We start from the raw sequence: 23363 nt of genomic DNA, 5'->3' as shown, positions 1-23363 counted from the left end.
CTCGGCTCAGTCAGTCAACATTTAATAAAAACTGCACTAGTGCCACCCGTTTTAAAGCACTAATTCATCGATAATGACCAAGCCTCTGATGAATTATTCGTAAAATATAAATCACTTACCGCATAGCCAATCACAGCGGCAAGCTGTCCATTGATATAAACGAGAGGAATATTCTGTCTTAACCAGGGAGGAATCCCCCAATCCTGGAATAGCTTTTTCAATTGTTTCGTCTGACCATGCCAGCAAAACGACTCTCCGCCCTGCCTGAATTGAATATGGATTTTTGCATCATTGGAAATTCTTATACCTTCCAGAGCTTTTTGTGCTAACAGACATGAACCTGTATCACCAAACTTTAAAGGTTGCGGAAAATCAGTCCACTCAATACATGCAGGCAGATTAATTTCTTTGGCAGGTACAATATAAAGTGAGTCTTTATAACGACGGATTTGTACTGCATCCCAACTGACTAAGGGCATTGCATCTTCACTTGCAAACACAACTTCATGGATCAAACGATCAAAAGTCGCAGCAGCAGGCAATTGCAAATGATTCTTTTTTAACCAAACGCGTACTACATTGGAAAGACGCTCAACACTTAGCGATTTTAAGGTTTCAATACGCAACAGGGTCGATGGTGTTAATAATTGCGAGCAATCCATTATAGCAAGCTCATCCAGATTCAAACGTGCCTGTTGGCAATGGCTGGCAGCTCTGGCTATATTGCCCACTACTCCAGGCCATTTGGCAGCTAATGAAGGTATTATCTGTTGTCTTATAAAATTACGGGAATACTGTTCATCCTGATTGCTTTCATCTTCTATCCAGGTTAATTCATAAAAAGCCGCATACTGCTCCAGTTGTTTACGAAAACAAGTTAACAATGGTCTAGCCAATGCACCGGAGCCGAAACTGCCTGATTCCATCATTGCCGCCAGTCCATCTACCCCAGCACCTCGAAACAACTGTAAGAGTACAGTCTCGGCTTGATCATCCATATGGTGACCTAAAAGCAAACAATCCAGATTGCTTAACAAGGAGGTAAATACTTCATAGCGGGCATTTCTCGCTCTTTCTTCTAAATTGGCAGAGCGATCGAAATCAACTGTTTCAGATATAAATGGAATACCAGCATTAATGCAAAAGGTCTCACAATGATTTTGCCAGGATAATGCATTGGGACTAATGCCATGATTAATGTGCACTGCCAGTAATTTATTGCGTAATGATGATTGAGAATAAAGCGCATGCAGTAATACTGTAGAGTCCAGCCCACCACTAAACCCTACAATTAATTTCTTAAACTGCTCCAGATGGGAAACCCACCTCGAATTGAATAACTGCTTAGTCACATGCCCCCATAGCCATAAACTTTTGATATCTTAATTCAATTAATTTATCCAAAGGAATGCTCTTCAAAGTCTGGAGTTCATTGATGAGAACCTTTTTTAGTCTTTTAGTCATATCATCAACATTGCGGTGAGCGCCACCTAAAGGTTCTGGTATCACCATATCAACCAATTTATTTTCATAAATTCGGTCTGCAGTAATCCCCATAGCACGAGCGGCCTCGCTTGCCTTGGCAGCATCTTTCCATAAAATGGATGCGCAACCCTCAGGAGAAATTACAGAATAAATACCAAATTGAAGCATTAATATTTTATCTCCCACACCGATTGCCAAAGCGCCACCGGATCCGGCTTCACCAGTTACAGTACAGATAATGGGAGTTTTCAGACGGGACATGGCAAACAGATTACGTGCGATTGCTTCGGATTGATTCCGTTCCTCAGCACCAATACCGGGATACGCTCCAGCTGTATCTATAAAAGTAAAAATTGGCATTTTAAATTTTTCAGCCATCTTCATCAGACGCAATGCTTTTCTATATTCCTCTGGTCGTGCCATACCAAAATTTCGATATACTTTTTCTTTGGTTCGCTTCCCTTTTTGATGGCCTAACACCATTACAGGTTCATCATTCAATCGAGCTACACCGCCAATAATAGCTGGAGCAGAAGAATAACTGCGGTCACCGTGCAGTTCCTGAAAATCCGTAAATATATGTTCAATATAATCTGTAGTCTGAGGTCTCAGTGGATGTCGCGCCATTTGTGCAACTTGCCAAGGCTCCAGATTGGAAAAAACATTAGCCGTTAACTCAGAGCATTTCGCTTCAAGACGGGCAATTTCTTCACTTAAATTAACTTCATTATCACTACCAACCATGCGGAGTGCTTCAATTTTTTGATTCAACTCTTCAATTGGTTGCTCAAAATCCAAAAATTGTCGGCTCATTGATTACTCTTTGTTGAATTAAATATCATGGTATATGATACTCTTAACCGTTAATTGACGCTAGATTCAAAACACTTCATATGATAATTACAGGATTTACCCCATTAAATACTCAAAATTGCATTTTAAATGAGTCACGTATCGACCTTTGGCAGTTCTCATTAGAGCATGAACTCCATATCGCCGATCAATTATTAAATGCAGATGAGCGAGCCAGAGCCGACCGTTTTTACTTTAGTCGACACAAAAGACGTTTTTCTACTGCCCGCGCCACTTTGAGAATCATTCTTTCTCGTTATCTCAATACAGCTCCAGAACGGCTCGAATTTGATTATGGCCCACATGGCAAACCAAACGTTATTAATTCCCAAAAGCTTCAGTTCAATATCAGTCATACAGGTGATCTGGCCCTGCTTGCAGTGGGTAAAGGTTATCCTATGGGTGTGGATATTGAAAAATATTCAGCACGCCCTTATGAAGGCATAGCTAAAAATTTATTTTCTGAACAGGAGTATATGGAATTTCAAAAGGCTCCATTATCAATGAAACCCGCATTGTTTTTTCATGTCTGGGCTCAAAAGGAGGCGTTTATAAAAGCCAGCGGCCTGGGACTTTCTTACCCTACGAAAGAATTTCATGTCCCTACTACCATGCCAACTAAGCAATTGGTGGATGATCCGCTGCATAACATGACCTGGCATTTACGTACTTTTATGCCTGAAGTAGCCTGCAGTGGCGCTATATGCCATCATCCGACCATCAGGGAAATTCGACATGGTTTTATTCAGCTTCATCAAAACGTCAGTTTAAAATTTTAAATATATGATCCAGTTTAATCAATCACAGCGCACCCTGATCCGGATACTTGGTGATGGTCAATGTCACAGTGGCAATGAATTAGGTAATGCTCTGGGCATTACTCGCTCGGCTATCTGGAAACAGATCAATCAGCTTATCGATTTGGGAATCCCGATTTCCCGGATACCACAACAAGGGTATCAATTAGCAACTCCAATCAGATTATTAGACGAAACGGAACTTTCCAATCACCTTAAAATCAAAGAATTTACTCACCCATTCAAATTGCATTTGTTTACATCAATTGATTCCACTAATCGCTTTCTGAAAGAAATTCCAACTGGTACAGTTCTGGATATTTGTTGTGCTGAAATACAAACTCAGGGGAGAGGTCGGTTTGGCAGAGCATGGCACTCTCCATTTGGAGAAAATATTTATTGTTCCAGCCGTTGGAACCTGAGTTGTGATCTCAGCCGTCTTTCCGGGTTGAGTCTGGTGACCAGTTTAGCAGTAATGAACTCATTAAAAGAGTTTATTTCAACTGAAGAAATTAAAATCAAGTGGCCAAATGACATCCTATGGGGTAATAAAAAAATATGCGGGATTTTGATTGAAATTATTGCTGAATCGAATGGAAATGCCCTGGTCATTATTGGTATTGGATTGAATGTCAATACCGATACTCTCAAGCACCCTCTTCCGGATAAACCCTGGGGGTCTTTATATGAACTATCCCATCAGCAATTTGACCGCAATGCTGTTATTGCCAGCCTGTTATATCATCTGCAAAATAATATAAATAAATTTTTAAACAGCGATCTCGATAGTTTTATGGATGAATGGAACCAATACGACTATCTCGTGGGGAAGCACATTACTGTAACTCAATCCCTTGCTTCTTTCTCTGGAGTCGCCTGTGGTATCGATAAAACAGGTCAATTAATTTTAGAAGACGATCAAGGAAACAAACATCTCCTTTCATCTGGGGATACATCATTACATAGTAACTGCTCAATAAATCCGGGAATTTCGTCATCCTGAACACAGTGAAGGATCTCCCAATTCAGGCACCGCACCACGCTCAGGTGATCTTTCGTTGCATATTGCAATTATGCCTTAAGTATTTCTTAAAAAAATGCTAAATCAATAATTTAGATTAATTGGAGGCTTTGCATTCGGGATGACGGTTCCCATGAGTTATTGAGAAGCTGCATTACGTACAGATTATTTAGATACCGATAATTAATTGAAATAATTGGGAACTTAAGAAATTACTAAAAAAGGATTAGTACGAGTACCGAAGGTTCGTCCCGAGCCGTTTTAATTGCTCGGAACTGGATGAACTGCGAGGAAATCGATTTATACTGCTTGTTCAGAATCATCAGATTCTTTTTCTTGTTGTATACGTAAATAAATTTCTTCACGATGAACTGAAACATCTTTTGGTGCATTAATACCTAAACGAACCTGGTTACCTTTTACACCTAACACAGTAATATTTACATCATCACCGATGATTAATGTTTCACCTATACGCCGAGTCAAAATTAACATGACTAAATCTCCCTAATGAGGCAGCCACCTACTTCTCCATAGAACGCATCCATGGTGTTCTTGGCAGCCACATGCTGACTAAAAATTAAACAACTTTTCTTACTCGGATTATATTGTACACTCTGATTATTAACGGAGTATTAAGGCCAAGATAAAATTTGTAATTAATTTCCACAATAAAACGAGCAGATCACGTATCAATAAGGGATATCAATACGCACGGCTTCGTTCCTCTTTTCATTTCATTTGAACTGAAATGATTTAAAATAACCTGCATTGCCACTCGAATTTGCATCGGTAGTATCAATATCATGTTATTAAAAAGGAACCGTAATTTACCTGTAAATTACCTCTAATTCCAGAGTTAAACAAAGAAAAATGAAATTTTTTACTGATTAAAACACGTTATCAAGCCGGAGGTTTACTCAAACCGTTAATTAAATTTGCCGGTACGGCAAAATGCATATTTTTAGGCGGCGCCAAATTTAGGTTATCCATTATTGCGATATATTCCTCCCTGGTTTTTGCCTGCAAACGGGGATTATGTGTTTTTTCATACTCAATAGTGCTAAATTTTTTTTCATTATAATCATGTCCAGGATATACTTTCGTTGTGCCGGGTAACTTTAATAATTTATGAAACAGGCTATCATATTGCATACTCGCACTTCCTCCCTGAAAGTCAGTACGACCTGTAGCGTTAATTAATAAAGTATCACCCGTAAAAACACTGTCATTCCAGACAAAAGAATAGGAATCAGGAGTATGTCCAGGGGTATGTAAGGCCTGAATGACCAAATCGCCAAATTTTAAAACCTCGTTGTCATGAAATTTATATTTTAGGAATTGCACATTCGTTTCAATACCCATCATGGTTTTACACTCAGTTAAACAGCCTAAGTCACCAGAACCGGTAATGTGATCTGCGTGCGTATGAGTATCTATAGAAGCAACTAAATCCAGACCCAATTGCTTAATCAGATGAATGTATTCATCAACATGGGATTTTACCGGATCAATGATGATTCCATGCTTACTGTCAGGCGACCCTATAAGGTAGGTGTAAGTTGATGAATCATGATCAAAAAGTTGGTGAAAAATCATTCATGACTCCATAGTCGCTTTCAGGACAAAATAAAACCGTTTAGAACAAAATCAAAACTTATAAATCATATTTAATTCAATATGTTATCTTGTATTATACTCAAAAAAAACTGTTGTTGAACACACTATTTCAACTTATACTCAATTCTATTTTTTTATAAAAACACCCCATGCTTTTTAATTCATATTTGTTCCTCTTTACCTATCTACCTATTGCGTTATTCGGCACCTACTTCTTTATCTATTTTTATAAACCCGCCGTGGTTCCTTGGTTATTAACTTTTTCACTTATATTCTATGGCTGGTGGAATCCCAATTATCTCATTTTATTATTAGCGTCCATTGGTTTTAATTTTGTTATTGGTAAATTGATTATTAATAGTAAACTTAAATTGTACAAGAAAAGTTATTTAATTCTGGGTATAGCCGGAAACTTGAGCGCACTATTTTACTTTAAATACATGAACTTCTTTATCGAGAATATCAATTCAATCGCTCATACCGACTTTAATTTTTACAACATCATACTGCCGCTGGGAATATCCTTTTTTACCTTTACTCAAATTGCTTTTTTAGTTGATGCTTATTATGAGAAAGTCAAACAATTTGGTATTTTCAATTACTCACTGTTTGTTACTTATTTTCCTCATTTAATTGCCGGTCCCATCATTCACCATAAAGACGTTATGCCCCAATTTAATAAAATACTGGACGCCAAAGAATTCCCGCTGATGCGTTACTTTATGATAGGATTAACGATTTTTATTATCGGCTTGTTTAAAAAGGTTTGCCTGGCCGATACCCTGGCTCCCAAAGTCAACTACATTTTTGATTTGCCCGGCAAAGGATATGAACTCTCATTTGCCGATTCTTGGATGGGGGCTATTGGTTATACCTTACAATTATATTTTGATTTTTCCGGTTATTCTGAAATGGCGATTGGGCTCAGTTTTATGATAGGAATCAAGCTGCCCATTAATTTCTTCTCCCCTTATAAAGCGGTGAATATTATTGATTTCTGGCGACGGTGGCATATGAGCCTATCTCGTTTCTTCAGAGATTATTTATATATCCCCCTTGGTGGTAGCCGAAAAGGACCTTTTCGTAAATACCTCAATTTATTTATTGTAATGGTTATTGTAGGATTCTGGCATGGCGCAGGATGGACCTTTATTTTATGGGGTACCTATCATGGAATTTTGCTTATTTTGAACCATAGCTGGCATGCGTTAAAAGAGCAGCTTTCAGCTCGATTTAATCTCAAAATAACATCAAGGTGGGTAAATCTTTTAATTAAATTCATATCCATTGCTGTGACATTCTTTTGTGTCGTTATCGGTTGGGTTCTGTTCCGATCTAATGACTTTGCCACTGCACAGAATTTTTATCAGGGAATGTTCCACTACGGCCATACCTATTACTACGGTTCTATCGCACTGCTTACCCTATTAAACTATGTTTTCTTTGGCTTCTTTCTTTTGGCTTGTTTAATAATTTGTACTGTTTTGCCCAGTACAATTGAAATGATGAAAACCACAAATGCACTACTTGATTCGCAATTAGTGAGTTCACTTAACGCTGATAAAACAACTAGACTTCTTTGGAATTGGAAACCAAGTATTACGTATGGATTAATCATAGGCGCAGCACTATATTTTGTATTAACAACTATTTCGGAAACTCCCAGTACATTTTTATATTTCAATTTTTAAAAAGAGACTGTAAGACAATGAAAGAAAAAAAATTTTATTTGTATTTCATAGCGATTTTTACTGGTGTTCTGTCCACGCATGTTATTTTTAGTTACCTCATGGGATTAGCGACAAATAATTTTTATAAAAATACTCTAATTAATGTACGAAATTATGATGGCTCAGAAGTGAAACCATTATCAAGATCTTATCTGACAAATTTCTTAAAATACTCTAAAAAACCTGTAATGCTCATTATGGGTTCTTCATTCTCTTATGGAACCTCACTATCAGCTCTAGATACATACTCTAATTATATGATAAAAAAATTTCCCAATTATTTTGTCATGAATGCTTCAGTAATCGGAGAAAGCGGGCAATCCTACCTGGATAACATCAGTTACCTTAAAGTTAAAAAAATATCTATTGACACCCTTATAATTGAAATAAACCTATTTAATTTTATTTCTACAAATTCATATTTTACTAATGATGAAGAATTTGCCCCTAAAGACCTTGCCTACAACTCCTATTTTGATTTTTATTTCCTTCATCCCCATGGCATTCACTCTATTATGAACCTTGATCTGAATCGCTTATATGTACTCAATAAAAAAGGAGATTTTACATATCATCAAATAGCTCTTCCTGATGCATATTCTGAATCATATGACAAGTTCCAAAGCAAACTACCTAATTACACTAAGTTTCTGAATTCATTATTTACATCATCATCATTAATAGCCAATAATGTTTATTTCTTTGTATCTCCCATTTATAAAAATGGAATTAAACAAACTCAATTTAAAATAAGTGATATTCAGAACGAATTAAATGATATTTATAAAATCTGTAACAATTTTCCCAAGGTTCATTGTTTAAATACTGGACTCAATTACCCTGAAAGTGACTTTATGAATGTTTCTCATTTTAATGAACTAGGTCACCGTAAATTAGCAAAATGGCTGGCAGGACAAATAAAGAAAAACGAAGATCATGAACTGGCTCGGGTAGATTTAAATGGGCCGGTCAGCTAAAATGCTCGACAAACTAACTACCCCTATTAAAAATCATGAAAAAAATACTAATAATTGGTGCAGGACAATTAGGCAGCAGACATCTGCAATCTCTCAATCTGGTCAATCAAGAGCTGGATATTACAGTAGTAGACCCCAGTACGGCTTCTCTTGAAACAGCAAAATCACGTTTTGAAGCAACTATTGCTCAGGTAAAGCACACAATCAACTACACACAGAAATTAACTGATTCTCAGCCTATAGACATAGCAATCATTGCCAGCACTGCTCAAAGCCGTAGAGCCATCATCGAAGATCTTTTAAATCAGACAACGGTGAAACACCTTGTTCTGGAAAAAATCCTATTTACCCAAGAAAAAGATTATTATGATGTAGAACAGTTATTATCTCGACATCAGACTAAAACCTGGGTTAATTGCACCATGCGCATGATGCCTTATTACCAAAATTTAAATGCGTTATTTAATAATCAAGCGGTTCAATATCATGTATCAGGCAGTCAATACGGCTTAATTACTAATGCCATTCATTATCTGGATCATTTGGCCTACATCACTGGCGTCAATGAATTTGAACTGGAAACTCATCTGCTTGATAAACAGGTGATTGAAAGCAAAAGAGCAGGTTATTATGAATTAACCGGAACTCTGGTCGCTCGTTTCGCCAATGGCAGTCTGGCCTTTATTAATTGTGATAAGCAAGGTATAGCGCCTATTCAAATTGAAATTTATAATCACAAACATCGAATTATATCCAGAGAATGGGAACAAAAGGCCTGGCAAACCAGCATGGAACAAGATTGGAAATGGGAAGAAGTCAATGCACCAATCCCCTTCCAAAGCACTTTAACTGCCGAGCTGGTTAACTCTTTATTGGCAACTGACCGTTGCACATTGACTGACTACTCCACATCCATGCAAATTCATCTGCAATTACTGAAGCCACTAAAATCATTTGTAGCTGAAAACAGATTAACGAGCCATATGGATTATCCATTCACCTAAATCAGTCTAGGAATTAATAATGATCAATGTTGTAATTTTAGGTTCAGGGCCAATGGCATGCGAATACAGCAAAGTACTGCAAGCCATGCAAATACCCTTTACAGTGATTGGCAGAAGTGAACAATCCACCAATACTTTTCATAACACCACGGGGATTAAAGCAATCTCCGGTGGTTACGAACAGTATTTCGCGACAAATAAACACTCTTTTTCACATGCCATCATTGCAGTAGGTGAAAAACGATTGGGTGAAGCTGCCCGGGCGACAATGAATGCAGGTATAACTACCATCCTGGTTGAAAAGCCTGGAGGCATTGATGCTGAAGACATTCGAAACGTCGCGCAATCCGCCAAGCTCAATAATGCACAGGTTCTGGTGGGCTATAATCGTAGATTTTACGCTTCCGTAGAAAAAGCCAAGTCAATTATTGCCGAGGATGGAGGATTATTGTCGTTTAATTTTGAATTCACTGAATGGGGACATGTTATCGCCAATATCGAAAAAGAAGAAGGCGTTAAAGAAAACTGGTTTTTAGCCAACTCATCACATGTCATTGATCTGGCATTTCATCTTGGTGGAGCCCCTCGAGTATTAAATGCACATACAGCTGGTGCTCTCAGCTGGCATCCCAGAGCGGCTATTTATGCCGGTTCAGGGATTTCAGAACAAGGCGCGCTTTTTTCCTATCAGGCCAATTGGCAAGCTCCTGGTCGTTGGGCTTTGGAGTTTTTAACCCGCCAACACCGACTTTACTTTAAACCAGTGGAAAAGCTGCAAATCCAAAAATTAGGCAGTGTTGCCCTGGAGGAAGTTATTCTGGACGATGCTCTGGACTTTGATTTTAAACCAGGACTTTATAAACAAACACAAGCGTTTATTAATAATCCAAGTCTTTTACCCAGTATTGAAGAGCAAGTCAGCATGCTTGACTGGTATGAACAAATCAACACCCCGAGTACTCTGTGAACAACGTTTCTTTGATCAGCATAGACCACATCAATCAATTGATTCCGGCCTATGCTGCTTTAAAATATGCCCGAATTCATAAGAAGTTCGCTGAGAAACCGCTGGTAATTTTAACTAAACCGCATATTCCATTTAACACATTAAAATGCGCTCATATTCAATCTCTGATGAGCAATGAAACCAATGTCATACTGATTAATGGTTATTCCTTGTTCAAATATCCAAAATTGATGACGTACTTACCCGTGCGGCTTAGATCCCGGTTTTTATTCAGCAAATTAAAAAAATACACGATTGATGAATTCTTTTTTTCTCACGACATCAGTAGTGATTTTTGGAACCAGACTCTGATGCATGCATTTCCTTATGCCAAAAGAATTTGTTATGGAGACGCGCTCGGTTTGGTCTACACACAAAATTACTTTACTCAACTGATGTACCGCATCAAAAACAAGAATAAAATAATAGTGCATAATATTTTCGCAAGGATTAAAAGAAAATTTTTATACCCCGCTAAAACAAATCAATTAATGCCACAGGAAGCTATTTTAGCCATACCTTGTGATCCTGGAAAAGATTTCTTAACCCAATGTAAACTTTCTATTATCAATCAGAAGGATTTAAAACATTGTGTGGAAGAGCTCGCGGCAACCATTCCTCAGTTTAAAACCCACATGCACGATGTTATTAGCAACAGCGATAAACCCTGTTATTTATTAATGTTCAGCAATTTTACAGAATCTAAACTAACCACTTTGGAACATGAAATCGCCCTTTATCAAGAGATACTTAAAACACATGCTCAAAAAGACAGTGTCATTATCATTAAACCCCATCCAGCTCATAATCCTGAATTGTTCAAACAAATCATTGCGGCATTGAATGAACATTATTCGATTCAAATAATTGATAAAGACTTTTATCATTTACCAATTGAACTGGCTGAAAGTCTAGTACAGGGTTGTGAAGTACTTTCCGTATCGTACTCATCCATATCTCTACCCTATATTTATGATAAAAAAGTAACTCACGTTCTAACCCAGGAACTTATTAACACGTATTTCTCAATTGAAAAAATGAGCTGGTTTATCGAGAGCAATAATTTATACCTGAAGATGATTGATGCCTTACAACATTGGACCCAGGAACATGAATTACCCATCTGATAAAAAAATTGAGGCGCCAATTATCATCGGTGTCATTATAGTGAATTTCAATTCATCATCCTATCTTTTGAAGGCGCTTCATGCTTTAGCCATTCAATTATATAAACCTCACCAAGTCATTGTTTTTGATAATGCCAGCACTGAAGAAATACCCGAAGAAATTCATCAATTGAGCCTGCCTTTAAAGCTCATAAAAAGTCCAACCAATCTTGGTTTTGCTGCCGGAAATAATAAGGCAGCTGAATATCTTGATCCAGAAGTGAATTGGATTGCCCTGTTAAACCCAGATGCCTATCCTTATAAAGAATGGTTAGCAGAGATGGTAACAACCATAGAAGAATGCCCACAATATGCCTTCCTGGGTTCCAAACTCATCTGCGAACGAGAACCACACTTACTTGATGGTACCGGTGACATCTATCATATCAGTGGCAAAGCATGGAGGAATCATCATAGAAAACCTCTAAATCGAGCTTCTCAAAATGTAGAAGACATTTTCTCTCCCTGTGCGGCAGCCGCACTATACAGACGGGATGCGTTTATAAAGGTTCAAGGCTTTGATGAACATTATTTTTGCTACTATGAAGACATTGATCTAGCCTTTAGATTATGGCTGGCTGGTTATAAAGGGGGGTATGTTCCTACCTCCATCGCAGAGCATACCGGCTCTGCAACCACCAAAAGACACAGCGATTTCTATACCTATCACGGTCATCGGAATCTGGTATGGACTTACTTTAAGAACATGCCAACAGGCTTGCTTGTTCTCTTTTTTCCCCTACATCTGTTATTAAATATTGCCACGGTTTTACTGTTTATAAAAAGAGGACAAACCACTACCATATTGAAATCCAAATTTGATGCATTAAAAGGTCTACAACGTATTTGGAAACAACGCAAAATAGTGCAGAAAACACGAGTTATTACTGCCTTCCAAATTTTTAAAATCCTCCATAAAGGGTTACCATGGTAAACTATTCAGTCACTGTAGTCATCGTAAACTATAACTCAGGCGAAATGCTGGTAAACTGCATCAATCAGGTACTTGCCAGCACAGTTCCAACACGAATTATAATATCGGATAACGCATCCACCGATAACAGTCTGCATTTGGTCGAAACCGCCTTCAAATCCAATGCAGATGTTACTATTCATAGAAACAACGCCAATCGCGGTTTTTCAGCAGGAAATAATGCAGTTTATGCGGATATAACCACCCCATATATTCTTTATCTAAACCCGGATTGTTTTATTGAAACAAACACTATAGAACAGTTGATTAATACAATGAATGAATTTCCAGATGCTGGCATGGTTGGCTGTCTGGTTACCAATACAGATGGAACAGAGCAAGCTGGATGCCGTGGATTAACCCCCACCCCATCCCGAGTATTTAATCAAATGTTCAAATTAGCAAAACTGTTCCCGGACAACCCTAAATGTTCAGGCTATCTTTTATCCGATAAACAACTTCCCAATCAACCTATTGAAGTGGAATTAATTTCTGGTTCCTGCATGTTCGTACGCAAAGAAGCAATCGAACAAGTCGGGCTATTGGATGATAATTATTTTCTTTATTGCGAGGATTATGATTGGTTCTATAGATTCCTGGCTGGAAACTGGAAAATTATATTTAATCCCAGGATCATCGTGATGCATATTAAAAGTTTCAGTACTCGTCAGATTCCGCTAAAAGTACTTGGATATAAAGCCAGAGGCATGTGGCGATATCATAATAAATTTTTTAAAAGGAATTCATCTCGTGTAACAACCCTGGTAGTCAGAACAGGAATAATCAGTCGTTTGCTACTCTTGGGTAGCATTGTGCTTGTTAAGAAATCCTGGAAAAAAATTTTCGGGATTTTAAATCGGGTAAGTTGAGAATTCATTATTCTCCGGACTGTCTCAGATGATAACGGTTCGAATTCAGGAATGGTATGTGTGCAGTGAGGTCACATGTCAACTACTCTCTAAAATCATGGAACAATTAATATTTTAAGATCAATCACTAATTGCAAAATCGCCATAATGAGTGCTTCATCTAACCCCCTATTATTTAAAGTTCTTATTATTGCTTTATATAACCTCCAGCATTATAATTCGGCGAAATAGCTTTTAATTAATGAATTGATAATGATAAAAAATAAACGGATTTTTGCCTTTATACCCCTTCGTGGTGGAAGCAAATCAATTATTAATAAAAACCTTGCCCTCTTAGGTGAAAAACCGTTGCTTGCATGGCCAATCGAAGCCGCTTCTCAAGTTCCAGAAATCGATCAGATCATTGTTTCAACTGATAATCAGGATATTGCCAAATCAGCACGATCTTATGGAGCTACCATACAAAACAGACCCGACTATCTGGCAACAGATACAGCAATTGTGGCTGATGCGATCAGATACTGCCGCACCGTACTGGCTGCTGAAAATAATCTTCCAGATTATCTGGTTTTGTTGGAAGCAACATCTCCTTTCAGAACAGCCGAGATCATTCAGAAATGCCTGTACAGGCTTGTTAATGAAAATCTTGATTCAATCGCTACATTTAATGAAGCTGAAATTAATCCTCATCGAACCTGGTCAATTGAAGAAGGTCAACCCGAGCCCTTTATAAAAGGAGCAATCCCCTGGTTACCCAGACAAAAACTACCCCGAGCATATCAATTAAATGGAGTGGTTTATGCTTTTAATCTGAAAACTTTCCCCGAAGAAGGACCAAACGTGCTTTTTGGAAAAATGGGCGCAGAAATTCTAGATGGAAGTTCTGTAATTGATATTGATACTAAAAAAGATTTGGTGGTTGCAAATGTCTTATTCGAAACCAGAAACAGCGCCGAGGTTATCTGAGCTTTTCTCCTTAAAAAATAAAACCGCCCTGGTGATAGGTGGAGCAGGTTTGTTAGGGAGTGAATTATCTTATGCATTAGCTGAACTTGGAGCAAATCTTATCATTGCGAGTCGAGACATTAATAAATGTCAAAGCTTTGTTGATACCATAAAGCACCAATTTCCAGACAACAACTTCACTGCTTTAGCGATAGATATTTCCAATCCTGAATCTATAGATTTATGTTTACATTCTGTTACTGAAGTGGCACCACAAGGTCTCGACATATTGGTCAACTGCGGATGGTCTGGTCGCAAAAACACATTTGAATCCATATCAGATGAAGATTGGAATAAGGATATTGAAGTCTGTTTAAATGGTGTTTTCAGAACGATTAAACGATTTCATCCCTTATTGAAGAAACGTAAAGGAACAATTCTTAATATTGCTTCTATGTACGGTCATGTTGCACCCGATTATCGCCTATACGACAATGAACGATTTGCAAATCCTCCAAGTTATGGAGCAGCTAAGGCTGGTTTAATCCAGTTAACAAAGTATCTGGCAAGCTTTTTATCGCAAGATGGTATTCGCGTAAATGCCATTAGTCCAGGACCATTCCCGTTTGAAAGTACTCAAAAGGAAAATCCGGATTTTATTCAACGCTTATGCGGAAAAAACCCATTAAATCGAATCGGAACACCTCATGAATTAAAAGGAGCAGCCGCATTGTTATGTTCTGATGCCGGAGCCTATATTACAGGTCAAAATATCTGTGTTGATGGCGGATGGGGAGTCTGGTAATGAAGGCTGGAATACTGGGTTACAGCGAAGGAAATGGCCATCCATTCTCATTTTCAGCCATTATTAATGGTTACGAACCAGAAGAGTTTGTGAATGCAGGCTGGAAGGTCATTCTTGACTATCTTGAAAAACAACCGCGCGATGCCTTTGATTTTCATGATGTTGAAGTAAGCCATGCCTGGACTCAGGACATCAATCTGACTAACCGTTTATGCGCAGCAAGTAAAATACCTAACGCTGTAGAACAGTACACCGATATGTTGGGCAAGGTTGATCTCGTATTTATTGCAAGAGACGATTACCACAGTCATTTTCCAATGGCCAAACCGTTCCTGGAACACGGAACGCCTGTCTTTGTTGATAAGCCATTAACACTGGATGAAGATGAGTTAAAATACTTTGAAAAATATCTGAATAATGGTCTTTTGATGAGTACATCTGGAATGCGTTATGCCAAGGAACTGGATTCAATAAGAAATAACAGTTCGGAGATAGGTGAGCTTAAATTAATTGAGGGTGTTATTTTAAATAGTCTCGAAAAGTATGGCATTCACCTGCTGGATGCTATCAATGGTCTGGGCTTCAAAAAGGTTAAATCGATAATCCGTCTCCCCTCTTCGTTTGAAGCCTATAGCATTGAGATAGAAAACGATATTCGATTTAATCTGTCCTGTTTAGGTTCAGTCAGCAAAACGCTGCATCTTTCGTTTTACGGCACTAAAAATCATTTTCATTATGATTTATATGATAATTTTTCTGCATTTAAAAGAACAATAGGCGAGATGATTAATATGGTTAAAAACAAATCGCCCGTTATTTCACCTGATGAAACTATTAATAACATGAATTTAATTAGAAGGGCAAAATTGCTTAATCCAATGGAGACAATTACTTTTAATTAATTTAAGGAGTGCTCTGTGTTTAGTCTCAGTAATAAAACCGCAATTGTAACTGGTGGTGCGGGGATTCTTGGTCAAGGTTTCTGCAGAGCATTATCATTGAGCGGAGCTCGCGTTGCTGTAGTTGATGTATCCTACGATAAAGCAGAACAAGCATGCTTTGCCATATTAGAAGATAACCCTGCCGCTGAATTGCTTCCTTTACGCTGCGATGTAACGGACAAAACCAATATCGAGCATATGGTTCAAACAGTTAAAAATAAATTTGGTTCTATTGATGTACTTTTAAATAATGCGGCCACCAAAACCAATGACTTAAAAAAGTTTTTTACTTCATTTGAAGAATATGAGCTGGAAACATGGCGTCAAGTCATGTCCGTTAACCTGGATGGAATGTTTTTAGTTGCTCAGGCTGTTGGTAAGGAAATGATTCAACAAAATACAGGTGGCAGCATCATACAAACAAGTTCCATCTACGGAGTTGTAGCACCCGATCAAAGTATCTATGCCGGCTCAGAATTCCTGGGAGTAGAAATTAATACCCCTGCCGTTTATTCCGCATCTAAAGGCGCGGTTCTCAGTTTAACCAAGTATCTTGCCACCTACTGGGCAAAACATAATATCAGAGTCAATACACTGACCCCTGGCGGAATAGAAAGCGGACAAAACAACACTTTTGTGAATAATTATTCTCGCAAAGTTCCTTTAGGACGTATGGGTAAGTTTGATGAATTATTGGGTGCACTTCTATTTTTAGCATCTGATGCTTCAACCTATGTCACTGGCCAAAACATCATAGTGGATGGTGGGTTTACCTGCTGGTAAATTTTTATCTCTCAATAAGCCTTTATATTCTATCTTATAGAGTCTTATTGAGAAGTGATTCAATGATCTACATTTTTATAATTAAAAACTTTTATAATATAAAAACCTGTTGATAATTATCTTCAAACGCTTATGTGAAGCGAAATGCCTCCAGTTAGTTACACACACTCTTTAATCTTGAAAATTTTATATGAATTCCAAGAAGTTGATTAACTCACTTTCAATTAAAAAGAAACAACAGCACCCTGTTCAGCTGACAACTGATTAATTAATCCATATATTCGCTCGATATTTGATCCATCTAGAATTCCCCAATCGGAGGCGATTTTTTTCTGATTCAAACAAGTCTCTTCATAAAATTGGTTATCTTCAACCAATCGACTTACTAATTTTTCAAAATCATTTTGAGCTGTAACATTTAATACAGAGGGTACATCCTTATATTCATTAATACCAAATTTATAAAAATCATAATTTACAACAGGTTTACCAAGAGCAATAGCCCAACGTATCGTGCTGGAAAAACAACTGATATAAATGTCATGTTGAGTGATTTCATCAAGAACATAGGATTCACTGATATTCAGGTTAAAACCTGCTACAAACTCTTTAAATTCTGGTTGAACTGCAGGATGTAGGCTTAAAGTAACTTTTACATTTTTAAGTTGAGCCAGAAAATTTAAAACACTTGCTGTCAAATCTTGATAATTATCAAACTCACATAATTGTGCTCTCTCAGAATGATAGCTAGGTGGCCAACATACAAGAATAGATCGTTGCTTATCCTTTACTACAAGGGTATTAGCAGAATGATTCTGAATACTTTTGTTACTATTAATAGACGCTCTAATGTAATCACAATAAGGTGTTCCAGTAAGTACAATTTTCTCAGAGGGGATCCCTTCTCTCAGATAATGAGCATACATAGCCTTACTTTCAGCCGCGAGCCTGGATGCTGAGCCACCGTGTACTGTCCAGGGATTATGTACCGAGATCCCCAGTTCTTCACGTGCTAATATAAAATAGGGATTTAATAAAATAGCTCCTTCAAATGTTCCTTTCTTTATCCATTGAGGAAAAAACTCTTTGACAGCCAACCCAGCGCCACTTTTTGAATTATATAATTCTTCATTTTGATTTTTTTGTGCCAAAGCATTTTCCAAATCAAGATAACTCCCATAACCATAGGGTATATCCAATACGGGTATACTTTCAGAAAGTACTGTTTTTATTAAAGGAGTATTTGCTGATATACCGTCTTCGGCAACAATTAATAATTTAGGCTTATGGAGTTTTAGGATTTTTTTGGCGCGCGCAATTTCCTGAAGTTGAATAAGATATAATGCTCTTAGAGTATTAAGATCCAAATCATATTTACTGTATTTATTTTCAATTTTTTTAAACTGAACTTCATCTATTTTAATTTCTGTATCCTGATCATTATCACTGTTCAAATATATAAACTGAACATCAACATTTTTAATAAATGATTTAATTCTTGCTTTTAAATTCTCATTATTATCCAATAAAACAAAAATGATAAATTCATTTTTACTCATTAATTGATTCGCAGTAATTGCCAACAATGGTGCCTCTGTAAATGTAGCTACATGAACAAAAATAGGTCTTGTTGTTTTAGAATCAGATTCGGAGTTAAATAGTCTATTTACTATTTTGGAAATAATATTCATGGATTTCCTTAAATGCGATATTAGTAAATTGAAACAGCCAGATTGAATAGCGTATTTAAAGCTTTAGCAGCTGCTCGATCAGGATTCTCAAGTTTTTTACTTGCTAGCCAGTGCTCTTGTTTTCCAAGATCTGAAAATAAATACTCTAATTGTTTCAATTCAGGCTTCTTGAAATCGAACATACAAGCAATATTTTTTTCTTTATAAGGTGAAGCATTAATCATATTAAAGTTATTCAAATGTTTTAGTATATCTTCTTTATAACAAAATGCTATTGGTGTAATAAATGGGGTGGATGAAAAGAAATTTAAGTAACTGGCATCATATAGACAATTAGACAATATGCTACAGACTGCATCGCACATGATTAACGAATGTTCTACCTTTTTATGATTCACTAAACTGAATGAGACTTCTGATCTCTCTAATAGATTTCTGGTAATCAAAGCATTATCTTCACTCTCACGTGGATGCTGTCTATATACAATTTTTGCCGCAGGTTGTACTTCAGATACAAGAGTTAATAATTCAGCAAGAGTTTCTTTATAGCCAGGTATGTGGTGAAGAGACTGACCAAACAGTCCGATGACCAGATCATGTGCCATTAACCCAGCTTCTTCCCTTAATTCATTTCTAAGCTGATTAAGATTCAGTGTTTTGTACCAGGAATGGCGAGGAGATCCAATGACTATTCCCTCACAGCGATTTCGTTCCTCTGTTAATCGCTTCGCTTCTTGATCCAGACAAAAATAATAATCTGCACAGACTCCAAAAAAATCATTTACCTCACCCCAGAAATCCTGCATCACTACAGTGGGTATTTTATTTTTTGCAACAGTGATCAAAGCCTCATCAATACCAGCATCACCTGGGGTGGATAATCCGCATAAGATAACATCTGGATTAATTTTATCTAGAATGTCTCTGGCATAATGTAACAATACTTGTCCCTTCTCATATTCCGATTGCTTTACAATGATATGTGGGACTAACTCAAAAGAAAGATTATTCGATTGAAAGTAGGTTGATGCAGGAGGTTGTATGTACAAAAATAATTCGAAATTTGTGTCATGTTGTGCCAGTTTAACAATTTCAATAATATTTATCGCTGCACCCACATCTCTAGACGATACCAGAATTTTTTTCCTTGACATATTGTTTAAACCTGTAATATTGCCCTTAAAATAGATTGAGTACTAAAAGCCAGATCTGATAAATTTCGAAATTTATTCCATTCTTCCGCATGTATTGGATTCCCCTCAATTTCACATAAAGTCAGTACGCAAAGGGAACGTAGTGCCAAAGTTGATTGAGCATAGACATCCGTCTCATGGAATTGATAGAGACCACCATTGGATCGATAGGATTTTATAAAATCCTGTCCCAATTTCTTAATTTCATCTGCTGAATCATGCCGTACAAATATCAAACGTTCCATGACTAAAGCAAGCTCATAAACCACTGGCAAATAGCTGTGCAGTGTGTCTTCAAAATCAAAAAAATAAATGGTGTCGTCGACTTGCATCATATTCCCAGGATGTAAATCGCCATGCAAAACCTGAGTATGTGCACCTTGGGTAAAATCCAAAGTCTCATTCTGTGCGAGAGTTCTGACGTAGTTAGGAAAGGGGCCGATTTTCAGCTTTCCATTTGCGATCCCTTCACGAATCTCATTAAGTAAATTGATTCGATAGTCAGTCCTGTCCTGTATTTGCATTTGATACGGATATGCTCTTAGTGCTTCGTGCATTTTAGCAAGTGAGCTGGCCAAATTTATTAAGGTATTGCTTACAGAAGGTAATCGATAACCATCAAGAAAAGGGTAAATAAAGCACCCATCGGTTTGTTTATTTAAGGCTGCATTTGCCATTACGTTTTGGTTTTGTAGCCATAGCGCTATTTGTTCTGCCTGATGATAATGTTCTGAGTGTTCTGCATCAAAACACTTTATGAAATAGTTCATTTGGTTTTGTTCCGCTTTGATTAAATAAAAGCTGGAAGGTTGACCATCAAAACTGGCTTGATAAACTCGCCCAAAGATATTGGCTTTAGATTGCAAAGCCATTGCTTTAACTGAATCAATCGGAATAAAAGCTGGCAGACCAGGATTTAGAGTCTGCCAGGTTGGGTTTTTAAGAATCATTTTTTTTAATATCACACCACTGAACAGGAGTATTGGCTTTTATTGGAGTCGTAAATGAACTGCCGATTGCAAGATCCCAATGCTGCACAGGGATACCTAAACAGGGAAAAGCAAACCGTACATTATCCAGAGAAAGAATCTCTCCAAGTTGAATGTCTCTTTTGGCAACGACGCATTGGCGCTGCGAGCTTCCAATAACACCCTTAATCTGATTACGTGGATTTCGTTCAGTACTTCCTAAAGACTCCCAAGCATCGTACACTTTTTGCAATACTTCAGGTAAATCCTCCAGATTCATTGAGTGAGAAATGTCCTGATCCAATTCATCAGGATAAACATGAACCCCCTTTTCCAAAATAGACGCACCTAAAGCAACAGAAATATAAAGCATTTCCAAACCATTGTGATGATCAGATAAACCTACAGGCAGATTAAATGCCTTGGAATAAGTTTGTAACAACCGCAGATTATGTGCTTCAGGTAATGCAGGATGACCGTCCGGACTGTGTTGAATAATAATGTCTTCACATCCCGCCACTCGAGCTGTATTTACAGCATTGAATACTTCAGCAATAGTGGATCTGCCGGTATCGATGATCATGGGAAGACCTTTAGACGCTGCATAACGAATTAATGGGATATGTACTATATTCGCTGAGGCGATTTTTAAAGCACAAGCTCCATGTTCTGTTGCAAAATCCACTGCGGTAAAATCATAAACGGATACAATAAACGGCATTGAAGCGTTCCTGATTATCTCAAATAACTGCGCGTATTTGTCCAGTGACATTGATTTACGTTCAATGAGTTCCCTATAATTTTCCTTTTTTATTTGCCCGCTTTTACAGGTATAGGTTTCCTGTAATGAGCTTGGAAGACAAATTTCAGGATCATTAAGAATCTCTGTTTTCAGGACAACTGGTTGATTAGGTACTAAAGAACTGGCTTTAATAATCGACTCAACCATATTTTTGGCAAGTTGATAATCCCCATTGAAATAACTTCCTACCTCAGCTAAAAAAATTGGTGGCTTTTCGGTACTGACATCAAAAGGACCGAGTTTAAATTGTCTTTCCACGATACTATCCTTACGTAATTATAGTGATATTTTTAGTAAATAATGATCTACTAATAATTTCAGACCATTAGTCAGTTGTCTGACATTATTTTCAGTATTTATAGTCCAGGTTCGGACTGGATCTTCTTTAGGCTTTAAATCAAAACCAATTCTAAAAGGATGAAAACTCCAATGATCGCATTTGTTTTCTATGAGTTCTGCTATGGTTTCTTTGCTGAATACATTCCATCCTTTTTCCCAATTTCCTTTCACACCTTGAATACGTTTTCTATGTTTAATCTCACAATCCACACCAAACTCATTAAAGGGAGACAGAATATATATGGAAGCTCCGGGACGACACGCTTTGAACAGATTATTAAAAAACAAAGATAACTCTGACTCATCAAATATGGACATGACGCCAACTACTGTAATGACATCAAACTGGCCGTTCAATTGTTCTGGCATGTCCAGTATTGAAGCTTTTATAAATTCTTTTTCAGGTTGTAAATTTTTGCATTGAATTATTAAATCATCAAAAACATCTATTCCTGTATAACGATATTCAGGATAACGACCGGATAAATAATAAAGAAACTCGCCTGTTGCACATCCTACATCCAATAATGAACTTGTTGAGCTTCGTTGTTCCTGAGCCAGATGAAAATCTAAGAATTTAAAAATTTCCTTAGGGTTTTTAGACCATCCTTCAGTGATGTAGTGCTGAAAATTTTCGTAGTTAGCTGACATGTTCATTAACCCTGGTTATATTATTAATAGAAAGTAAAAATTCACAAAACTGCAAATCCAGGTTGGAATCCACATCAATACTGTCATCTGCCTTCATAACATAAGGAAAACAAGGTGACTGGTAAAATTTTAATTCATTAAGAAAATCAGACGTTTTCAGCGCATATATAGCGCCGTTTTGTCTGTAAACTTCTTCCAAATCCTGAGTTCTTTTCTCTACATCTTCCAAACTGGTATAGGGTTCGGCTCGGCTCTGATTGATGCGAATAAATTTTCCAGGATGATGCTCTACTTTACACACGCTCATCACGCTTTTCATACCTGAATTTATAAATTGCCGCAGGCATTGTTCTAAATGATGGGCTGTTCTTAACGGTGAAGTAGGTTGCAATAAAACTACATACTCAGGGAAGTAGTTATCCGTGCTGAATACATCAATCGCATGTTTGATTACGTGTTCATTGGAAATTGTATCGCCAGCTAGCTCCGCAGGGCGCTTAATAATCAAAGCTCCGGTTTTTGAAGCGATGCTACAAATTTCGGGATCTTCGCTAGTGACAACAACATCGCTAATCAAATCGCAATCAAGCGCAGCTCTAATGGAATACACCACTAAAGGGATATTCCGTAAATTCAGAATATTTTTGCGTGGCAGTCTTTTGGAACCGCCACGCGCAGGGATGACAGCAAGTATGCTGTTCTTTTTCATTTCTCTAGATGTATGGTTCAACTCACATCCTTTCAG

The 23363-nt window shown here is 37.4% G+C and carries 23 protein-coding genes; 13 read left to right on the top strand and 10 right to left on the bottom strand.

The annotated features are described in order from the left end of the window. Positions 1-59: 59 nt before the first annotated feature. Together tilS and Lqua_RS10235 are read right to left on the bottom strand one after the other, a co-directional pair. Complete coding sequence (gene tilS, locus Lqua_RS10240) at positions 60-1352, bottom strand: tRNA lysidine(34) synthetase TilS (protein ID WP_058474184.1); 1293 nt, start codon at positions 1350-1352, stop codon at positions 60-62. Then, entirely contained in the window at positions 1345-2298 is a 954-nt protein-coding gene (locus tag Lqua_RS10235; RefSeq protein ID WP_058474183.1) for an acetyl-CoA carboxylase carboxyltransferase subunit alpha, read from the bottom strand. The genes tilS and Lqua_RS10235 overlap by 8 nt, the downstream gene beginning before the upstream one ends. A gap of 80 nt (positions 2299-2378) precedes the next feature. Between Lqua_RS10235 and Lqua_RS10230 the strand changes: the two genes are divergently transcribed. Then, positions 2379-3116, top strand: coding sequence for a 4'-phosphopantetheinyl transferase family protein (locus Lqua_RS10230; RefSeq protein WP_058474182.1), 738 nt, complete (start codon positions 2379-2381; stop codon positions 3114-3116). 4 nt (positions 3117-3120) lie between these two features. Then, complete coding sequence (locus Lqua_RS10225; RefSeq protein ID WP_115148764.1) at positions 3121-4137, top strand: biotin--[acetyl-CoA-carboxylase] ligase; 1017 nt, start codon at positions 3121-3123, stop codon at positions 4135-4137. Between the two features lie 318 nt (positions 4138-4455). On the opposite strand, the gene csrA is transcribed toward Lqua_RS10225, so the two are convergent. Together csrA and Lqua_RS10215 are read right to left on the bottom strand one after the other, a co-directional pair. Beyond that, positions 4456-4650: a carbon storage regulator CsrA gene (csrA, locus tag Lqua_RS10220; protein ID WP_011213314.1), complete on the bottom strand. Its 195-nt coding sequence runs from the start codon at positions 4648-4650 to the stop codon at positions 4456-4458. Positions 4651-5058: 408 nt separating this feature from the next. Continuing rightward, the gene (locus Lqua_RS10215) at positions 5059-5754 is read right to left on the bottom strand and encodes an MBL fold metallo-hydrolase (RefSeq protein WP_058474181.1); all 696 of its coding nucleotides are present in this window, start codon (positions 5752-5754) and stop codon (positions 5059-5061) included. Positions 5755-5924: 170 nt separating this feature from the next. Here Lqua_RS10215 and Lqua_RS10210 point away from each other — a divergent pair, with 170 nt between their 5' ends. The 11 genes from Lqua_RS10210 to Lqua_RS10160 all read left to right on the top strand — a co-directional run bounded on the left by Lqua_RS10210 (position 5925) and on the right by Lqua_RS10160 (position 16974). Further along, positions 5925-7466, top strand: coding sequence for an MBOAT family O-acyltransferase (locus Lqua_RS10210; protein ID WP_058474180.1), 1542 nt, complete (start codon positions 5925-5927; stop codon positions 7464-7466). 17 nt (positions 7467-7483) lie between these two features. Then, positions 7484-8482 (top strand): hypothetical protein, encoded by a 999-nt coding sequence (locus Lqua_RS10205; protein ID WP_058474179.1) that lies wholly within the window; start codon positions 7484-7486, stop codon positions 8480-8482. A gap of 35 nt (positions 8483-8517) precedes the next feature. Continuing rightward, positions 8518-9486, top strand: coding sequence for a Gfo/Idh/MocA family oxidoreductase (locus Lqua_RS10200; RefSeq protein WP_058474178.1), 969 nt, complete (start codon positions 8518-8520; stop codon positions 9484-9486). Positions 9487-9505: 19 nt separating this feature from the next. Next, positions 9506-10453 (top strand): Gfo/Idh/MocA family oxidoreductase, encoded by a 948-nt coding sequence (locus Lqua_RS10195; RefSeq protein ID WP_058474177.1) that lies wholly within the window; start codon positions 9506-9508, stop codon positions 10451-10453. Beyond that, the gene (locus Lqua_RS10190) at positions 10450-11619 is read left to right on the top strand and encodes a polysialyltransferase family glycosyltransferase (RefSeq protein ID WP_058474176.1); all 1170 of its coding nucleotides are present in this window, start codon (positions 10450-10452) and stop codon (positions 11617-11619) included. Before Lqua_RS10195 ends, Lqua_RS10190 begins: the two co-directional genes overlap by 4 nt. Then, positions 11603-12592, top strand: coding sequence for a glycosyltransferase family 2 protein (locus Lqua_RS10185; protein WP_058474175.1), 990 nt, complete (start codon positions 11603-11605; stop codon positions 12590-12592). Before Lqua_RS10190 ends, Lqua_RS10185 begins: the two co-directional genes overlap by 17 nt. Further along, a complete protein-coding gene (locus Lqua_RS10180; RefSeq protein WP_058474174.1) occupies positions 12586-13500 on the top strand; it encodes a glycosyltransferase family 2 protein in 915 nt (304 codons plus the stop codon). The genes Lqua_RS10185 and Lqua_RS10180 overlap by 7 nt, the downstream gene beginning before the upstream one ends. A 252-nt stretch (positions 13501-13752) precedes the next feature. After that, positions 13753-14466 carry an acylneuraminate cytidylyltransferase family protein gene (locus Lqua_RS10175; protein WP_058474173.1) on the top strand — a complete coding sequence of 238 codons (714 nt, stop codon included), beginning with the start codon at positions 13753-13755 and terminating at the stop codon, positions 14464-14466. After that, on the top strand, positions 14426-15250 hold the full coding sequence (locus Lqua_RS10170; protein ID WP_058474172.1) for an SDR family oxidoreductase: 825 nt from the start codon (positions 14426-14428) through the stop codon (positions 15248-15250). Before Lqua_RS10175 ends, Lqua_RS10170 begins: the two co-directional genes overlap by 41 nt. Then, positions 15250-16152 carry a Gfo/Idh/MocA family oxidoreductase gene (locus Lqua_RS10165; protein ID WP_058474171.1) on the top strand — a complete coding sequence of 301 codons (903 nt, stop codon included), beginning with the start codon at positions 15250-15252 and terminating at the stop codon, positions 16150-16152. The genes Lqua_RS10170 and Lqua_RS10165 overlap by 1 nt, the downstream gene beginning before the upstream one ends. 15 nt (positions 16153-16167) lie before the next feature. Beyond that, positions 16168-16974, top strand: coding sequence for an SDR family oxidoreductase (locus Lqua_RS10160; protein ID WP_058474170.1), 807 nt, complete (start codon positions 16168-16170; stop codon positions 16972-16974). 224 nt (positions 16975-17198) lie between these two features. On the opposite strand, the gene Lqua_RS10155 is transcribed toward Lqua_RS10160, so the two are convergent. From Lqua_RS10155 to Lqua_RS10130, 6 genes are read right to left on the bottom strand one after another with little or no spacing between them, the layout of a single operon-like run. Continuing rightward, positions 17199-18665: a glycosyltransferase family protein gene (locus tag Lqua_RS10155; protein WP_058474169.1), complete on the bottom strand. Its 1467-nt coding sequence runs from the start codon at positions 18663-18665 to the stop codon at positions 17199-17201. Between the two features lie 20 nt (positions 18666-18685). Beyond that, positions 18686-19819, bottom strand: coding sequence for a hypothetical protein (locus Lqua_RS10150; protein ID WP_058474168.1), 1134 nt, complete (start codon positions 19817-19819; stop codon positions 18686-18688). Between the two features lie 5 nt (positions 19820-19824). After that, entirely contained in the window at positions 19825-20808 is a 984-nt protein-coding gene (locus tag Lqua_RS10145; protein WP_058474167.1) for a phosphotransferase, read from the bottom strand. Beyond that, positions 20798-21886 (bottom strand): N-acetylneuraminate synthase family protein, encoded by a 1089-nt coding sequence (locus tag Lqua_RS10140; RefSeq protein WP_058474166.1) that lies wholly within the window; start codon positions 21884-21886, stop codon positions 20798-20800. Before Lqua_RS10140 ends, Lqua_RS10145 begins: the two co-directional genes overlap by 11 nt. Before the next feature lie 18 nt (positions 21887-21904). Further along, on the bottom strand, positions 21905-22618 hold the full coding sequence (locus Lqua_RS10135) for a class I SAM-dependent methyltransferase (protein ID WP_238585563.1): 714 nt from the start codon (positions 22616-22618) through the stop codon (positions 21905-21907). Further along, positions 22608-23348: an acylneuraminate cytidylyltransferase family protein gene (locus Lqua_RS10130; RefSeq protein WP_133141025.1), complete on the bottom strand. Its 741-nt coding sequence runs from the start codon at positions 23346-23348 to the stop codon at positions 22608-22610. The genes Lqua_RS10135 and Lqua_RS10130 overlap by 11 nt, the downstream gene beginning before the upstream one ends. Positions 23349-23363 lie beyond the last annotated feature (15 nt).

The sequence above is a fragment of the Legionella quateirensis genome (assembly GCF_001467955.1).
GTDB classification, from domain to species: domain Bacteria; phylum Pseudomonadota; class Gammaproteobacteria; order Legionellales; family Legionellaceae; genus Legionella; species Legionella quateirensis.
This window is presented reverse-complemented; position numbering and strand designations above follow the sequence as displayed.

What these genes read in the sequence shown, in the direction of transcription:
- Lqua_RS10195 (WP_058474177.1), top strand. Translation starts at nt 9,506, where the DNA reads ATGATCAATGTTGTAATTTTAGGTTCAGGGCCAATGGCATGCGAATAC.
- Lqua_RS10175 (WP_058474173.1), top strand. Translation starts at nt 13,753, where the DNA reads ATGATAAAAAATAAACGGATTTTTGCCTTTATACCCCTTCGTGGTGGA.
- Lqua_RS10165 (WP_058474171.1), top strand. Translation starts at nt 15,250, where the DNA reads ATGAAGGCTGGAATACTGGGTTACAGCGAAGGAAATGGCCATCCATTC.
- Lqua_RS10135 (WP_238585563.1), bottom strand. Translation starts at nt 22,618, where the DNA reads ATGTCAGCTAACTACGAAAATTTTCAGCACTACATCACTGAAGGATGG.
- Lqua_RS10235 (WP_058474183.1), bottom strand. Translation starts at nt 2,298, where the DNA reads ATGAGCCGACAATTTTTGGATTTTGAGCAACCAATTGAAGAGTTGAAT.
- csrA (WP_011213314.1), bottom strand. Translation starts at nt 4,650, where the DNA reads ATGTTAATTTTGACTCGGCGTATAGGTGAAACATTAATCATCGGTGAT.
- Lqua_RS10200 (WP_058474178.1), top strand. Translation starts at nt 8,518, where the DNA reads ATGAAAAAAATACTAATAATTGGTGCAGGACAATTAGGCAGCAGACAT.
- Lqua_RS10230 (WP_058474182.1), top strand. Translation starts at nt 2,379, where the DNA reads ATGATAATTACAGGATTTACCCCATTAAATACTCAAAATTGCATTTTA.
- Lqua_RS10150 (WP_058474168.1), bottom strand. Translation starts at nt 19,819, where the DNA reads ATGTCAAGGAAAAAAATTCTGGTATCGTCTAGAGATGTGGGTGCAGCG.
- Lqua_RS10180 (WP_058474174.1), top strand. Translation starts at nt 12,586, where the DNA reads ATGGTAAACTATTCAGTCACTGTAGTCATCGTAAACTATAACTCAGGC.
- Lqua_RS10225 (WP_115148764.1), top strand. Translation starts at nt 3,121, where the DNA reads ATGATCCAGTTTAATCAATCACAGCGCACCCTGATCCGGATACTTGGT.
- Lqua_RS10145 (WP_058474167.1), bottom strand. Translation starts at nt 20,808, where the DNA reads ATGATTCTTAAAAACCCAACCTGGCAGACTCTAAATCCTGGTCTGCCA.
- Lqua_RS10185 (WP_058474175.1), top strand. Translation starts at nt 11,603, where the DNA reads ATGAATTACCCATCTGATAAAAAAATTGAGGCGCCAATTATCATCGGT.
- Lqua_RS10215 (WP_058474181.1), bottom strand. Translation starts at nt 5,754, where the DNA reads ATGATTTTTCACCAACTTTTTGATCATGATTCATCAACTTACACCTAC.
- Lqua_RS10155 (WP_058474169.1), bottom strand. Translation starts at nt 18,665, where the DNA reads ATGAATATTATTTCCAAAATAGTAAATAGACTATTTAACTCCGAATCT.
- Lqua_RS10210 (WP_058474180.1), top strand. Translation starts at nt 5,925, where the DNA reads ATGCTTTTTAATTCATATTTGTTCCTCTTTACCTATCTACCTATTGCG.
- Lqua_RS10205 (WP_058474179.1), top strand. Translation starts at nt 7,484, where the DNA reads ATGAAAGAAAAAAAATTTTATTTGTATTTCATAGCGATTTTTACTGGT.
- Lqua_RS10170 (WP_058474172.1), top strand. Translation starts at nt 14,426, where the DNA reads ATGTCTTATTCGAAACCAGAAACAGCGCCGAGGTTATCTGAGCTTTTC.